12 protein-coding genes are annotated in these 15,659 nt (G+C 61.7%); 7 read left to right on the top strand and 5 right to left on the bottom strand.

Annotated elements, in window-relative coordinates; genetic code table 11:
- Window positions 1–69: 69 nt before the first annotated feature.
- Window positions 70–3,201, bottom strand: a complete 3,132-nt coding sequence (locus tag ACQ4WS_RS11660; protein ID WP_436476377.1) for a DUF6701 domain-containing protein — start codon at window positions 3,199–3,201, stop codon at window positions 70–72.
- Window positions 3,202–3,317: 116 nt separating this feature from the next.
- On the opposite strand from ACQ4WS_RS11660, the gene ACQ4WS_RS11665 reads away from it, so the two are divergent.
- Window positions 3,318–4,322: a GlxA family transcriptional regulator gene (locus ACQ4WS_RS11665; protein WP_436476379.1), complete on the top strand. Its 1,005-nt coding sequence runs from the start codon at window positions 3,318–3,320 to the stop codon at window positions 4,320–4,322.
- A gap of 22 nt (window positions 4,323–4,344) precedes the next feature.
- Here ACQ4WS_RS11665 and ACQ4WS_RS11670 read toward each other — a convergent pair whose 3' ends face one another.
- Both ACQ4WS_RS11670 and ACQ4WS_RS11675 read right to left on the bottom strand, forming a co-directional pair.
- Entirely contained in the window at window positions 4,345–4,578 is a 234-nt protein-coding gene (locus tag ACQ4WS_RS11670; RefSeq protein WP_436476381.1) for a hypothetical protein, read from the bottom strand.
- A 111-nt stretch (window positions 4,579–4,689) separates the two neighbouring features.
- On the bottom strand, window positions 4,690–5,796 hold the full coding sequence (locus ACQ4WS_RS11675; RefSeq protein ID WP_436476383.1) for an S-(hydroxymethyl)glutathione dehydrogenase/class III alcohol dehydrogenase: 1,107 nt from the start codon (window positions 5,794–5,796) through the stop codon (window positions 4,690–4,692).
- A 256-nt stretch (window positions 5,797–6,052) separates the two neighbouring features.
- Here ACQ4WS_RS11675 and ACQ4WS_RS11680 point away from each other — a divergent pair, with 256 nt between their 5' ends.
- The 3 genes from ACQ4WS_RS11680 (at window position 6,053) to ACQ4WS_RS11690 (ending at window position 8,933) form a co-directional block, all read left to right on the top strand.
- The gene (locus ACQ4WS_RS11680) at window positions 6,053–7,501 is read left to right on the top strand and encodes a PQQ-dependent sugar dehydrogenase (protein WP_436476385.1); all 1,449 of its coding nucleotides are present in this window, start codon (window positions 6,053–6,055) and stop codon (window positions 7,499–7,501) included.
- 132 nt (window positions 7,502–7,633) lie between these two features.
- Entirely contained in the window at window positions 7,634–8,077 is a 444-nt protein-coding gene (locus ACQ4WS_RS11685) for a thioesterase family protein (RefSeq protein ID WP_436476387.1), read from the top strand.
- A gap of 70 nt (window positions 8,078–8,147) precedes the next feature.
- Window positions 8,148–8,933, top strand: coding sequence for a substrate-binding periplasmic protein (locus ACQ4WS_RS11690; protein WP_436476389.1), 786 nt, complete (start codon window positions 8,148–8,150; stop codon window positions 8,931–8,933).
- 21 nt (window positions 8,934–8,954) lie between these two features.
- On the opposite strand, the gene ACQ4WS_RS11695 is transcribed toward ACQ4WS_RS11690, so the two are convergent.
- Entirely contained in the window at window positions 8,955–9,458 is a 504-nt protein-coding gene (locus tag ACQ4WS_RS11695) for a DUF3016 domain-containing protein (RefSeq protein ID WP_436476391.1), read from the bottom strand.
- A gap of 435 nt (window positions 9,459–9,893) precedes the next feature.
- Here ACQ4WS_RS11695 and ACQ4WS_RS11700 point away from each other — a divergent pair, with 435 nt between their 5' ends.
- Window positions 9,894–11,405 carry a DUF3369 domain-containing protein gene (locus ACQ4WS_RS11700; protein WP_436476393.1) on the top strand — a complete coding sequence of 504 codons (1,512 nt, stop codon included), beginning with the start codon at window positions 9,894–9,896 and terminating at the stop codon, window positions 11,403–11,405.
- A 91-nt stretch (window positions 11,406–11,496) separates the two neighbouring features.
- Here ACQ4WS_RS11700 and ACQ4WS_RS11705 read toward each other — a convergent pair whose 3' ends face one another.
- On the bottom strand, window positions 11,497–13,443 hold the full coding sequence (locus ACQ4WS_RS11705; protein ID WP_436476395.1) for a GAF domain-containing sensor histidine kinase: 1,947 nt from the start codon (window positions 13,441–13,443) through the stop codon (window positions 11,497–11,499).
- A gap of 185 nt (window positions 13,444–13,628) precedes the next feature.
- On the opposite strand from ACQ4WS_RS11705, the gene ACQ4WS_RS11710 reads away from it, so the two are divergent.
- Window positions 13,629–15,176, top strand: a complete 1,548-nt coding sequence (locus tag ACQ4WS_RS11710) for a C13 family peptidase (RefSeq protein ID WP_436476397.1) — start codon at window positions 13,629–13,631, stop codon at window positions 15,174–15,176.
- Between the two features lie 29 nt (window positions 15,177–15,205).
- Window positions 15,206–15,568, top strand: coding sequence for a cation efflux protein, CzcI family (czcI, locus tag ACQ4WS_RS11715; protein ID WP_436476399.1), 363 nt, complete (start codon window positions 15,206–15,208; stop codon window positions 15,566–15,568).
- The last annotated feature ends 91 nt before the right edge of the window (window positions 15,569–15,659 follow it).

Raw genomic sequence — 15,659 nt, forward strand, 5'->3', positions numbered from 1 at the left:
GGGGAATGCCACAGCCAGGCATGTTACTGGTTTTTCGCCCTGCCTGCGTCCGCCTGCCTTTACCCTGGCTCAATACATCTCGCGCAGATAAATGACGGGGCCCGATTTCAAGACGCCAAAGACGACGATGCCAACCGTGCTGCCCAGGTAGGGATGGCTGCCCACGGAAACGTCCACGCTGCCGGTATTGCCGGCGCCGGGCGCCAGCAATGTCAGGCGATTGGACTGCGGCAATGCGCCTTGCACGACGGTATACGTCCGGTCATCTGCGGCCAGCTTGGCGCAGTCCAGGGTTTTCTTGCAATTGGCCAGCACCACATCCGGCTTCTTGATCGCACTGATGCTGTCGAGCAGATTCGTGACCCATTTCTTGCCATTCCAGTACTGCACTTGCAGCGGCAGCTTGACGGGCAGCAACTCGGAGCCGTAGCCATGGGCTACCTGCCATTGCCCCGACAGCACAGTCATCCGTGCCTCGTTCTGTACCAATGCCGAACTTGAGCTGACGATGCTACCGCCGGGATACGTGCTGCTGGCGCGCAGCAGCACGTCGGTAGGCGCCACCGGCACGCCGGCCTTGCCCGGAAAACGGTAGGCGACCATCGGCGAGGCGACGCCGAGGGTGAATTTCGCGGGCGCCACGCCGGTGACGGTGTTTTGTTCCTTCTTGCCGTCGGTAAGGCGGCTGCTGCCATCAGAAGTGCTCGGCGGAAAGGAAATCGTGCCCGTGGCCGCATCCAGGCCTTCGAGCCGCACGGGTGCCATGGCGCTCGGGTTGAGGTCATCATAATTGACCGTCGTCGCCCCCCCCAGGGCGCGCGCCGTCACGCGCACGCCTACCGCTTGCCCCGAATACGCGTAGCGGCCTTTTTCCCCATCGTTGGCGCAGGTGAGCGGCGCGGCGCATGGCGTGGCGATGCCGTTGGTAGCGGCCGGCTTGTCAACGTCGTCCTTTTTGATCAGCTCCGTGATGAAGTGGTGCGGGATGAACTGCACCTCCTTGCTCACGCGCGAGGGCTTGGGCAAGTCCGCCACAGCAAGGTTGGCATCCAGGTAGCCGTTGCGATTGGCCAATTTGAAGGCAATGGTGATCGTTCCCACTTCCGGCCAGTGCATGGCGCTGCTGGCAACGCTACCATTCTTGAAAACCACGCCACCCTGAATGTCCGGCTTGGCTGGCTCGCTAATCTCGATCGTCGTCGGCCTGACCAGGCTGGCCAGCGTAGGCAGCGCCGTCTCTGCTGGATTTTCATTGCCGAAGTTCGGCGTCACGGCGCCCGCGCTATTGAGCGCGCTCATGCTGACCGCCACTGGTGCACCCGCGCGCTGGGGGCTGGCTATGATAGGGACGCTGAACGCTGCCGGCACGACGACGACATCGGCGTTGCCCGTCATGCTCAAGCCGCTGTCGCCGCTGCTGCTCGACCCCGTATAAGTGGCCTTCAAATTCACCTTCCCCACATCCGCGTAGGACATGGTGGCCTTGGCGACGCCCTTGGCATCGAACGCCAGGTTGACAGTCTTCCCCAAGACACTGCAAGCACTGCTGTTATCCGGGGCCAAGGCGATGAAGGCGCCCGTGCCTTTGATGAAGACGGGCAAAGTACCGCTGGCGGGATTGCTGTAGCCGCAAGCGAGCGTCAAATCCTTGTTCTTGTTGGCAAACAGCGGCACGCATGCTTGCTGGTTCGGACTGGCCTGCACCGCACTGATGTCAAACGACGGCTGCGTGGCCGAGACGTGGTTGTCGGGAGTGACAATCAAGCCTGATTCCGCGAAATTCATAACGCAACTGGCGCTCTTGTCCGAAGCGCGATTGCACACGAGCGCGTCCGTGGCGCCAGGCACGCTGGTCAGGCTCAAGGTGGCCGTGCCGACGGTGTACTGGCGCACGCTGGCCGTTGCCACGCCGCTGCTGCCTATCTGCGTCGCCGTGCCGCCAGGGCTGACAGTGACATTCACACCGTTCGTGTACTTGGCGCTGCAGGCGGCATCCGCGCACGCCGTCACCGTCACCGTCTGCGGCGCGCATGTCAGGGCCGTGCCTGGATGGTCGATCTGGAAATGATGGGGCCCCGCCTGCCTGCCAGGGCCGCATTTCGGCCCCTGCGGCTCACTGAAAGTCCAGCCGCTGTTATTCGTCACGCAACTGCAGGGGTTGGACGGCGTGTAGGCCTTGCAGGTGATGATCTGCTGCACCCGGCCTTTCGATTCCAGCGTAATGTGATCGACCAAGGCCTTGCCCGTGATATACGCATTGGCTGCCTCCAGGGTAACATTACCGCCTTCTACATTGCCATTAATGCCATTCCCAGAAGAAACGATCAGCGTCTTCGACGCCTTCACATCGCCCGTGACGAGCAAGTTCGATGCCTTCAGGTCGATGCTGGGTGATGTCAGGTTGCCCGTCACCTGGCTGCCGGAGCCGACTGTGAGCGTAGTGCTGGCGGTAATGTTGCCCCGCACCTCGCTCTTGGCGGGATCGATACTGACGACAGGCGCCGTCGTGTTGCCCTTCAGATTGCTGCCTGAGCCCAGGCTGAACGATTTACTGGCCGTCACATCGCCCGTAATCGCCACATTCGAATTGGTCGTCACGGTGGCGCCGCTGACGGGGCCGGAAATGACGGAATCCGAACCGATGCTCAGCGTATCGCTGGCCTTGATGGAACCCGTGATACTGACCTTGGAATTGGTCGTCACCGTGGCGCCGCTGATGGCGCCGTTCAAGGTCGAGCCGGCGGAAATGTCGATGCCGCCCGTGGCCGTGATATTGCCGGTGATCCTGACAGGCGTGCCCCCCAGATTGACGGACGCGGCAGAGATGTCGGCCACAATGGCCTGGCCATTTTGCGAACCGAGTTGGAAAACGCCGCCCTTGGCGGTGATGCTGCCGCCCGTGACCTTGAGGTTCGGCGTATTAATATTGCTGAAATCAATATTGCCATTCACCGTCAGCGATGCCGTGCCACTCATGGAAAATGACTGGTTATAGTCCAGCTTGACACTGCTGCTGACCGTCACGCCATAACCACTGGCAATGGTTATGACATCGGTCGAACCGAAGGCGGCACAGGTATACAGCTTGTCCGCGCGGGGGCAGTCGGTCACGTTGCCGCCATTGAAATTAAGGGTGGCCGCCTGGGCCATGCTGGCCGATAACAAGAAGAACAAACCAAGGAAAAAAATGTGTATGCGCACGATGTTCAGAAATCGGATAAAGGGGAATTGGCCCGCGGCATATTAACTATCTCATGCTAAGCTACACCATCGAAGGTGTTGCATTATGGCACTATCTCACTTATCTCATTCGTTGCATGATCAAGCAAAGCCCCAAAGAATTCCCCCTGCGCACCGTCGACATCATCGTCTATCCCGGTTTCAAGGCGCTCGAAGCGATAGGCGCCATGAAAGTGTTTGATTACGCCAACACCCATTTGCGCCTGCGCAATCTGCCCGGCGGCTACGACGTGCGCATCGTCTCGACGGCCATCGGCCCCGTCGAGTCGGACACCCTGATGTCGCTGCACGCCAGCAAGGCGCTCGATGCCAGCCGCCTGCCCGACCTGGCCGTCATCGTCGGCTGCCACCATGTCGAGCAAGTCTTGCAGGATATCCCCGCCCTCGCCGCCTGGGTGGCCGAGGCGGCGCCGCGCATCGCTACCCTGGCGGCCCTGTGCACCGGCTGCTTCTTCCTGGCAGAGGCCGGTGTGCTCGACGGCAAGAGTGCCGCCACGCACTGGAGCGCCGTGGACAGTTTGCGCCAGCGCTATCCATTGATACAGGTGAATGCCGATGCGATTTTCGTGCGGGAAGGAAAATTCTGGACGTCGGCTGGCGTGACGGCCGGCATCGATTTGGCGCTGGCCCTGGTGGAAGACGATTTCAGCCGCGATATCGCGCTGGAAGTGGCGCGCGATCTGGTGGTGTATTTGAAGCGGCCGGGTGGCCAGTCGCAGTTTTCCGTGCATCTGTCGAGCCAGATGACGACGCATCCGACCATTCGCCAGTTACAGGGCTGGATCATGGAGCATCTTGCCGAAGAGCTCACGGTGCCGCTGCTGGCGGCCAGGCTGGCCATGAGCGAGCGCAATTTTACGCGCGTATTCCAGCGCGAAACGGGCACCAGCCCCACGGAATTCATCGACACGGCCCGCTTTGAAGTGGCGCGCCGCTTGCTGGAAGACAATGTGTCCTCCTTAAAACAGGTGGCCGTGCAGGCGGGCTTGCATAGCGAGGAGAGGCTGCGCCGCCTGTTCCAAAAGAAACTTGCCATCACGCCGCGCGACTACCGCGAGCGATTTTCCAGCACGGCGCGCTAGGCGCAGCGAGAATCAGCGAAAATCAGCGCGACTTGTTGGTGCGCACGTGGCGCGTGGCCATCTGCTGGCGGTGCCAGGCCAGCGGCGTAAACATCAGCGCGCACAGCAAATACGTGGCCAGCAGCGCCAGCCAGATGGCGGGCGTGGCGAGGCTGGCGGCATTGCTCCACCACAAAGCCAGCAGGGAAGACAGGGCCGCGCCGAGAAAGACGGGCAGCATGCGGCGCAAGGTCGCGAGGTAGGCAGTGGCAAACATGAACGGCTCCCAAAGCAAGGCGGATGTCTTCACACTAGCAGGGGCAGGCGGCGAAGTACAGGCTGCCGCCCTGCCCCGTCCGTCAAGTGTTGCGCAATGCGTACACTCGGGTCAGTACAGCACCACGGAACGGATCGATTCGCCGCTCTTCATCAGGTCGAAGCCCTGGTTGATGTCTTCCAGCTTCAGGCGGTGCGTGATCAGGTCGTCAATGTTGAGCTTGCCTTCCATATACCAGTCGACGATTTTCGGCACGTCCGTGCGGCCCCGCGCGCCGCCGAAGGCCGAACCGCGCCATTCGCGCCCCGTCACCAGCTGGAACGGACGCGTGGAAATTTCCTGGCCCGCCGCCGCCACGCCGATGATGAAGGACTTGCCCCAGCCCTTGTGCGTGCACTCGAGCGCCTGGCGCATCAGCGTCGTGTTGCCGACGCATTCAAACGAATAATCGGCGCCGCCGTCCGTCAGCTGCACGATGGCGTCGACGACGTTTTCCACCTCGTTCGGGTTGATGAAGTGCGTCATGCCGAACTTGCGCGCGATGGCCTGGCGCGCCGGGTTGATATCGATGCCGATGATTTTATCGGCGCCGACCATCTTCGCCGCCTGGATCACGTTCAGGCCGATACCGCCCAGGCCGAACACGGCCACATTCGCGCCCGCTTCCACCTTGGCCGAGAACAACACCGCGCCCACGCCCGTCGTCACGCCACAGCCGATGTAGCAAACCTTGTCGAAGGGAGCATCTTCGCGGATCTTCGCCAGGGCGATCTCCGGCACCACGATGTAATTCGAAAAGGTGGACGTGCCCATGTAGTGGAACAGCGGCTGGCCGTTCAGCGAGAAGCGGCTGGAGGCGTCCGGCATCAGGCCGCGGCCCTGCGTGGAGCGGATGGCCTGGCACAGGTTGGTCTTTTGCGACAGGCAGAACTTGCACTGGCGGCATTCCGGCGTGTACAGGGGGATGACGTGATCGTCCTTTTTCAGGGTCGTCACGCCCGGGCCCACGTCGACGACGACGCCGGCGCCTTCGTGGCCCAGGATGGCCGGGAAGATGCCTTCCGGATCGGCGCCGGACAGGGTGTAGTAATCGGTATGGCAAATGCCCGTGGCTTTCAGCTCGACCAGCACTTCGCCGGCGCGCGGGCCGGCCAGGTCGACTTCTTCGATGGTCAGCGGGGCGCCCGCCTTCCAGGCAATCGCGGCTTTGGTTTTCATGGGATGTCTTCCTGCTCGGTTTCAGATGCGCCATTATCGGGCGGCAGCCCGCGTGGCGGGGCAAGCGCAAGCGCGCTTGTCTGAAAACGCGGCGCATTTGTCCGATGCCGCCGTACCGTGCAGCAGCGCACGGAAGCGTGAGCCATGTGAGGCGTACGCTTGCGCAAGCTCAATCTTGCCAGCACAAAAACGCGCATTCTTGGTGCAAGTCCCCCCCTATTGAGCAGCCGTTGCTTCCTTCCCCCAGGAGACTGACATGCGCCATTTGTTTTCCCGACATCCGACTACCTGGCTGGCCCTGTTGCTGGCATGCTGCCTGACCCTGCTGGCCGCCTGTGGTGGCGGCCACGACGACGACCCGCCCGGCACGACCGCCGGCAGCCTGGCAGTCAGCATAGTCGGCTTGCCGGCCGGCGTGGCGGGCGCCATCACGGTCACTGGGCCCGCATCCTACAGCAAGCTGCTGACGGCGAGCACCGCGCTCACGGATCTGGTGCCCGGCGCCTACACGCTCAGCGCCGCCAGCGTGGCGCAAGGCACAGGAACGCTGACACCCACGCCCGTCACGCAGCAGGTGCAAGTCCATGCGGGGGCGACGGCCAGCGCCAGCGTCCTGTATGCGGCAGCCACGCCGCTGGCCCTGCGCCTGCAAGAAGTGGCCAGCGGCTTGAGTGCGCCCATCTTCCTCACGGCGCCGCCCGGCGACAGCCGTTTGTTCATTCTCGAACGCCCCGGCCGCATCCGCGTGGTGCAGAACGGCAACTTGCTGGCCACGCCCTTCCTCGACATCAGTACCCTGACCACCACCAGCGGTGAACGGGGCTTGTTGTCGCTGGCCTTCCATCCGCAATACGCCAGCAATGGCTATTTCTTCATGTATTACACCAACCTGGCCGGCGATATCGTCATCGAGCGGCGGCAAGTGTCGGCGGGCAACGCCAACGTGGCCGATCCCCTGTCCGCCCTGGCCATCCTCACGATTGCCCACCCCACGTTCAGCAACCACTATGGCGGCTTGCTCAGCTTTGGCCCGGATGGCTATCTGTATGCGGGCACGGGCGACGGCGGCAGCGCGGGCGATCCGCCCGGCAATGCGCAAAACACGCATGTGCTACTGGGCAAGCTGCTGCGCCTGGACGTCAACGCCAGCACGGTGGCCCAGCCGTACGCCATTCCGCCGGGCAACCCATTTGCCACGGCAGGCGGACGCCCTGAAATCTGGGCCTTCGGCTTGCGCAACCCGTGGCGTTACGCCTTCGACGTGCCGACCCAGCTGCTGTACCTCGCCGACGTGGGCCAGGCCAATGGGGAAGAAGTCAATGTGCGTCCCGTGGGCCAGGCGGGCAACAACTATGGCTGGAATATCATGGAAGGCACGCAGTGCTACAACAGCGCCAGTTGCAAGCAGGCGGGGCTGGTCCTGCCCGCCATCGAATACGGCCACGATGCGGCCGGTGGCTGTTCGATCACGGGCGGCTATGTGTACCGGGGCACGGCCCTGCCGGAACTGGCGGGGCACTACCTGTATTCCGACTACTGCAGCGGCTGGCTGAAAAGTTTCAGCTACAGCAATGGCACAGCCTCCGCCGTGACGGACTGGAACATCATCAACGTGGGTAATATCCTGTCGTTTGGCCAGGATGCGCAAAACGAGCTGTACATGCTGAGCGGCACGGGCAAGGTGTACCAGATTGTACGTAAATGAGCGTACGCCAATCAGCGTGCGCGAGCAGTCATGGCGGAACACGCCTGAGGCGGCGTTTTTCGACGGGGCGCGGGGAACCGGCTAGAATGGGTTTTTCCCGTCGCGCCCCGCGCACCAGCCCAAGAGAACACCATGGCCCGTTTGAAACTTGAATTTCCCGAAGACCAGTACTGCTATTCCTCGCAACTGACGGTACGCACGACGGACATCAATGCCGGCAACCATCTCGGCAACGATTCCATGATTTCCATGATTTCCGAGGCGCGCGCCCGCTTCCTGTTTGAATTCGGCGTGCGCGACATTGAAGCGGACGGCACCGGCATCATCGTCACCGACCTGGCCACCACTTACCGCGCCGAAGCCCATGCGCGCGACCAACTGCTGTTCGAAGTGGGCGTCATGGATTTTAATAAATATGGCGGCGACATCACCTTCCGCATCACGCGCCCGCGCGACAACACCCTGATCGCCATGGCCAAGTCCGGCTTTGTCTTCTTCAACTACAAGCGCAGCCAGGTCGTGCCCATGCCGGACGAGTTCGGCAGCAAGTTCCCACAGGTGAACTGGATCGATTGAGGAATCGATTACCCGGTCGCCATGCCGCCATGCTGTATGCTTATCAGGAAGACATTGAATCTGGAGCGGCATGCAATCAGCAATAACGGCAAGACTATGCCTGGCCCTGGCCCTGCTGGGTATCTTGCGGCCCGCCCTGGCCGCGCCGCAAACCGTCATCCTGTACGGCGACGACGACTATGCGCCGTACAGCTATGTGGAAAACGGCGTCTTCAAGGGCATGTATATCGATATCCTACGCCAGGCGGCCGCTTCGATGCCCGGCTACAAGCTGGAACTGCAGCCGCGCCCGTGGAAACGGGGGCTAGATGCGTTGGAAAAAGGCAATGTTTTCGGCCTGTTTCCACCTGGGCGCAGGAAGGAACGGCCGTACGTAAAACCGTATTCGGCCATGCTGCACCGCGAATCGGTGGTGCTGTTTTGCCATGCCGCCGTGATGCGCACGCCGCGCACGCGGTTTCCCGCCGACTTTGCCGGCCTGAGCATTGGCGTCAACACGGGTTTTTTGCTCTCGGAAAAATTGATGGCGCCGGCCCGCCAGGGGCTGCTGCGCCTGGAAGCGGCCAAGGGCAATGAAGCCAATCTGAAAAAACTGGCCTTGCGGCGCATCGATTGCTACGCCAGCGACCGCGGCGCGGCGCGCCACACGGCACGCCAACTGCAAGGAGAACTAAGCAGCTACGGCTTTCGATTACACGAAGTGCTGGAACTGTCGTCCGAAGCCACGTATATCGCCTACAGCGCGCGTAACACGCCCGCTTACAAGGCCGATTTCATCGACAAGATGAATGCAGCCTTGCTTGCCATGCGGCAAAACGGCCAGCTGGCACGCATCGAAGCTGCGTACCTGCGCTGACATAGCGATGCAATCGCTCGCTTAATTGCGCGCCTGGCGCTTCACCTTGATGCCGAAAGTATCGGCATACCAGTCATCGATCATCAGCTTTTCATAGCGCAGCTTTTCATTGCTGAAATAGTGATTGATGCGGCTCAGGTACGACATGTCGGACAGGGCTGCATCGCCACTGCGAATGACCTTGCCATCCTGCTCCAGCACATAGTGCAGGCGCATGCGCGGCCAGTCGACCCGGCCATTCATGACGCGGATATCCTGGCCGGCACGCAGAGACGGATTTTCACGTCCCGCCAGGTCCACATCCGTGACGTCGATTTTCAAAGTCTGTCCGGACGGCAGGGATGCGCCCAGTTTTTCGAAATGCCGGCTCAGTTCCTTCAACACGTCTTCCCGTTCCTGCGGGTTGAACGGGACATCCGTGTATTGATCCGGTTTGCTGAAATGCACTTCAGTTCCTGCCCAGGCCGCACTACTGGCCAGCAAGGCCAGGCCGGCGACCAGGGCGCGCGTCGTTTGTTTTTGCATGATTGACCCTTTCAGGAAATGTGGGTGGCATGGGGCCACTTCTTATGCCTGTCCAATATAGCGCGCTGCATGCCATTCTGGTGCGGAATTCATACCTTGTTACTTTTCTGATTTCCCACCAGAAAAGCAAGGCGCCGACTTTTTTTGCAGATTCATTGGCAATATTAATTAAAACAAAGTATTGTCTTGAAAATATAGTTGCCTAAGCGATAAAGCATACATCGTGTCGCCCACGTGGATTTACAGTGCTTTTTTTGACAGGTATGTTGCATGTTATTAGTCAATTATTCTTGCTTGTTGTTAATACTTGGCCGTCAGTCTACAATCGATAAAATGCGCCCGAAAAACGCGCAACGCCAGTAGTGGCGCACAGGCAAGCCTGGCGCGGGCGTCTCAGCATTGCGTCAGTTATGCCTTTTAGCGGAACTCGCCCTTATGTCATTTTTGTCTTCAGCCTCACCCAAGTTACCGCCCTGGAAAGTCCTGCTCGTCGATGATGAACCCGACATCCACGACATCACCAAACTGACGCTGAGCCGTTTTCGCCTCGAGGGCCGCGCCCTGAGCTTCGTGCATGCGTACAGCGGCGCCGAAGCCAAGCAGGTGCTGGCGCGCGAAGAAGGCATCGCGCTGGTATTTCTCGACGTGGTGATGGAGCGCGAAGACAGCGGCCTGGAAGTGGCGCGCTGGATGCGCGAAGACCTGGGCAACCAGTTTACGCGCATCGTGCTGCGCACGGGACAGCCGGGACAGGCGCCGGAAGAGCGGGTGATCGTCAACTACGACATCAACGACTACAAGGAAAAGACGGAACTGGACCGCACCAAGCTGTTCACCACCACTTTTGCCGCCCTGCGCGCCTACCGCGACATCATGAAGGTGGAAGAGGCACGCCTGGCCCAGCTGCACTACCGCGAAGGCCTGGAAAGAGTCATCGCCGCCTCGGCGCACATTTTCAAACAGCGCAACCTGCGCGACTTCGCCAGCGGCCTGTTGCAGCAAGTCGTCGCCCTGTTGCGCCTGGAAACGAGCATGCTGCTGCGCCTGCGCGGCGCCAGTGCCATCACGGGCGAGCAGGATTATGAAATCCTTGCGCAGATCGGCGACCATGAAGCCGATGACGGCATCCTCAGCCCGTCCCTGCTGTCGCAGCTGGACGACGCCAAGAGCAACAGGATCTCGCGCCTGCACGGCGACACCTATGTCGGCTATTTCCCCAACAGCAGCGGCAAGGCGTCGCTACTGGTCTTGAAAGGCGTGGAGGAAATTTCCGACCTCGATGCACAGTTGCTGGAAGTATTTTGTTCCGGCGTGGCGATCGCCTTCGACAACATCCTGCTGACGCAGGAAATCACCGATACCCAGGCCGAGCTGATCCTGCGCCTGGGCGACGTGGTCGAATCGCGCTCGCACGAAGGCGGCAACCACGTGCGCCGCATGGCCGAAGTGTGCCAGCTGCTGGCGCAAGCGTCCGGCATGTCGGAAGAGGAAACCATGGTGCTGCGCCACGCGGCGCCCATGCATGACATCGGCAAGATTTCCACGCCCGACGCCGTGCTGCTCAAACCGGGCAAGCTCGATGCGGCCGAATGGGAAATCATGAAGCAGCATCCGACGGTGGGCATGTCCATCCTCGACGGCTCGCAGCGTCCGCTCTTGAAGGCGGCCGCCGTGATCGCCCACCAGCACCATGAAAAATACGACGGCAGCGGCTACCCGCAAGGCCTGGTCGGCGAAAACATCCACAAATACGCGCGCATCGCCGCCGTCGCCGACGTCTTCGACGCCCTCATGCACAAGCGCTGCTACAAGGACGCCTGGCCCCTGGAGTGCGTGGTCAGCTATTTGCGCGAAGTGAGCGGCAGCCACCTCGATCCGCAGTATGTGGAGTTGTTGATTGCGAATCTCGACGAAGCGCTTGCCTTGAACCAGCGCTTCCCTGATTAAAAGGCGTAGGTCGGATTAGCGCGGCAACGCCGCGCGTAATCCGACAACATCGTTGGCGCCGCTGGTAGCGTCGGATTACGCGGCCTTGCCGCTAATCCGACCTACGTGGCTCCAGCGGGAAACGGATCTTGTAATGCAGCCCCATCCCCGGCGCGCTGACCACCTTCACCGTGCCGCCCAGCGGCCCCGTCACCAGGTTATACAGGATATGCGCACCCAGGCCGCTGCCGCCCGAACCCCGCTTTGTCGTGAAAAAAGGATCGAACAGCTGGCCCAGGGTGGCGCTGTCCATGCCCATGCCGTCGTCGCTGTAATCGAGTTCCAGCATCTCGCCGGCCGTCCGCACGCTGATCCTGATCTTGCCCGGCTCGCCTTCGACAAAGCCGTGCACCAGTGAATTGACCACCATATTCGTGACGATCTGCGAGACGGCGCCCGGATAGCTGCGCAGCTGCACCTCGGACGGGCAATCGATGTCCACCTTGATCGGCTTGCCCTTCAGCTTGGGCTGCAAGGACAACAGGATTTCATCGAGGTATTTGCGCAAGTTAAAGCTGCGCAATTCGTCCGACGACTGGTCTACGGCCACCTGCTTGAAGCTGCGCACCAGCGCCGCGGCGCGCTGCGTGTTCGTCGTCATGATGCGCAGGGTCTGGTCGATGATGTCGAAAAATTGCAGCAAGCCGCCTTCATCGAGCTGACCGCCTTCCAGGTCTTCGCGCGTGAGTTTCAATTCCTGTACCAGGTGGCTGGTGGCCGTCACGCAAATGCCCAGCGGCGTATTGATTTCATGCGCCACGCCCGCCACCAGGCGCCCCAGCGAGGCCAGTTTTTCCTGGCGCACCAGTTCCGACTGCGCTTCCTGCAAGGCGCTCAGGGCGCTGTTCAGGGCCGCGTTCTGCTCTTCCAGCGCTTCCTTGGCCTGGCGCATGGCGTTGTCGGCCTGGATGCGGGCCATCGCCACGGCCACGTGGCTGGCCATGAAGGCCAGCACGTCCAGTTCCGCCTGGCCATACACGACGGATTCGTCGTAGCTTTGCACGATGATCACGCCATACTTGCGTTCGCCCAGCAACATGGGCGCGCCCATCCAACTGGCGATGCCGACATTGCCCAGCGGCTCGTCCATCTCGCCGCTGGCCACCAGCGCCGCATAGCTGCTGGCATCGAGCAGGCAAGCCTGGCGCCGCGCCAGCACGTACGAGCTCATGCCGATGCCGTAGTGAAAGCGTTTTACGGGCGCTTGCGCATCCTTTTCATCGACGAAATACGGGATCGTGATGTCCTTGTTGTCCGGGTGATACAGGGCGATGAGAAAATTCTTCGCCGTCACCAGCTCGCTGATGATGGCGTGCAGGCGCGCATACAGGGTCGTCGCGTCGGCCGCCTGCGCCGACAGGTTGGCGATTTCATACAGCGCATGCTGCAGGTTTTCCGCGCGGCGCCGTTCGGCCACCTCGTGCGCCAGCAGGGCTGTGCGCTCTTGCACCGCCTTTTCCAGGCGGTCCATGCTTTGCATGCCTTGCAGGGCGCTCGACACGTGCGTGGCGATCAGCGCGAACAGGGCCTGGTCTTCCAGGCTGAAGTGGTGCTGCGCGTCATAGCTCTGGATGACGATGGCGCCCAGCACCTGGTGCTGCTGGTCTTGCAGCGGACAGCCGATCCAGTGCTCGGCCGCCGTGCCGCCGCCCCAGGCGCCGCCATCGATGGCGCGCATGGCGTCATCATCGGCCGTCATCACCAGTTGCTTGCGGTTGACGATGACCCATGCCGTGGGCGACTGCGCGGCGCTGGCCAGGCGCACGCCCTCGTCCGGATCGGGCGCGGCGTCGAATTCGTCGACAAAATACGGAAAGCGCACCAGGCCATCGTCGCGGTCGCTCAGGGCCACATAAAAATTGGCCGCATACATGATGCGCCCCAGCGCCGCATGCACCGCCTGCAGAAATTCGCTGATATCGCTGCAGGTGCTCGAGCGCTGCCCGATTTCCAGCAACACGGTTTGAACGGCTTCCAGGCGGCTGAGACGGCTTTCCATGGGTAACTGTGTGCCTTGTGTAAGAATATGTTCTGAAAATCAATATTATCAGTTCAGCCCACCCTTGGCACGGCATAAAACGCAGAATCTTGCCTTGAGGCAGAGCAACACACGCCACGCGCGCATTTGCCACGATGGCAATACAGTGGCAGACTAGGCCCCTTCCTACAGACCAGACCGTCATCATGACTGCCACGCTACGCGCCGCGCTTCGCCCCTACACCCTCGCCGGCCTGCTGGCCTTTGCCGCGCTGGGCATGCCGCCGCTGTGCGCCGCGCCTGCCAAGGCGCCGGCGGCGGAAACGGCCGATGGCGGACGCTATTTCGGCCCCCTCGTCGCGGGCAAGATGCACGGCCAGGGCCGGCTCGAATACGCGAGCGGCGCGTTTTACGAAGGGGGCTTCGCGCGCGGCGTGTTTTCCGGCCAGGGCAAGCTGCGCCAGGCTTCCGGCGTCGAATACACGGGCGCCTTCCGCCAGGGCGCCTTCGATGGCATCGGCCGCTACACTTCGCCCAAGGGCGAGATGTATGCGGGCAGCTTCGTCAAGGGTAGCTTCGAGGGACAAGGCCGCTTCCAGGGCGCCGATGGCGCCACCTTCGAAGGCCACTTCAAGCACTGGCGCCCGCATGGCACCGGCAAGCTGACCGACACGGATGGCAGCATTTTTGAAGGCGAATTCGTCCAGGGCCAGCTGCAGGGCAAGGCCACCGTCACCACCAGCGACGGCATCCACTATGAAGGCGAGTTGAAAGACTGGAAATTCGAGGGTGCAGGCGTGCTGCGCACGGCCGACGGCGATGAATACCGGGGCAGTTTCAAGAATGGCCAGTTCGACGGCAAGGGCGTGCTGCGCTACGCCGTGGCGCAGGCGGACGGCCGGCGCGAAGACAGCGGCCACTGGACGGAAGGCCAGCTGGACGACCCGGCCGCAGATAAGCTCACGCGCGACAATATCGAACTGGCCCTGTACAACCAGCAATCCTTGCTGGAACGCAGCCTGGCCGGTGTACTGCCGCGCGACGCGGCGAAAAAGATCAATCTGTACCTGCTGGGCGTGGCCGGCGATGGCGCACAGGAAGTGTTTCACCGCGAAACGGCCTTCGTGCAGCGCCAGTTCGACCGCGATTACGGTACCGTGGGCCGTTCCTTGATACTGGTCAATAGCCGCAACACGGTGGCGCAGCAGCCGATGGCCACGCGCACCAGCATAGCCGCCAGCCTCGATGCCCTGGGCACCAAGATGGACAAGCAGAACGACATCCTGTTTCTGTTCCTCACCAGCCACGGCTCGCCCGAGCACGAACTGGCGCTGGCGCAAAACGGCATGGACTTGCACAGCCTGCCCGCGCAGGAACTGGCGTCCATGCTCAAGCACAGCGGCATCCGCTGGAAAATCATCGTGATCTCGGCCTGCTATGCGGGCGGATTCATTGCACCATTAAAAGATGACAACACCCTCATCATCACGGCCGCGCGCAGCGACCGCACCTCGTTCGGCTGCGACGACCAGAACGATTTCACGTACTTCAGCGAAGCGTATTTCAAGGAAGCATTGCCGAAGAGCGCCAGCTTCACGGAAGCATTCGACCAGGCCAAAGTCCTGGTGCAGGCCCGCGAGGCGGCCGACTTCCGCGAAGGCGGCATGGAAGCGGAAGAGCATTCCGAGCCGCAACTGTTCCAGGGCAAGGCCATCGCCGCGCAGCTGAAGGCGTGGCGCGCCCAGCCACGCTAAGCGCTTCTTTCTGTACAATAGCCATCACCATGCGCCGATTCTTCCTCATTTTGCTGCTGTTCGTGCTTCCGCTCCAGATGTCCTGGGCCGCGGCGAGCGCGTATTGCCTGCACGAGGAAGGCAAGGCGGCGCAGCACCTGGGCCACCATAGCCACCAGCACAAGGCGGATGCTGACAAGAAACCCGTGGCTGACAAAGCTGAACAGCAGAAAAAAGGCCAGCCGCACAGCGATTGCAACGTCTGCCACGGCATCGGCCATGCATGGCTGCCGGCCGGCTCCAGCCTGCCCGTCGGCGACACGGCGTCCGTGAACGCGGACACCTCCCCCTTCTTTTACGCTTCCCACATCCCGGACGCTCCCAAGCGCCCTGACTGGTCGTCGGCCGCCTAGGCCGACGGGACATTTCATTGCACTGATCGCAATACACGCGCCTGATTGACCCGGGCGCCAGCCTGCGCGTCCCGTCGAATTCTTTTCCATG

It is taken from the genome of Janthinobacterium leeuwenhoeki, from assembly GCF_051380795.1.
Classification (GTDB): domain Bacteria; phylum Pseudomonadota; class Gammaproteobacteria; order Burkholderiales; family Burkholderiaceae_D; genus Janthinobacterium.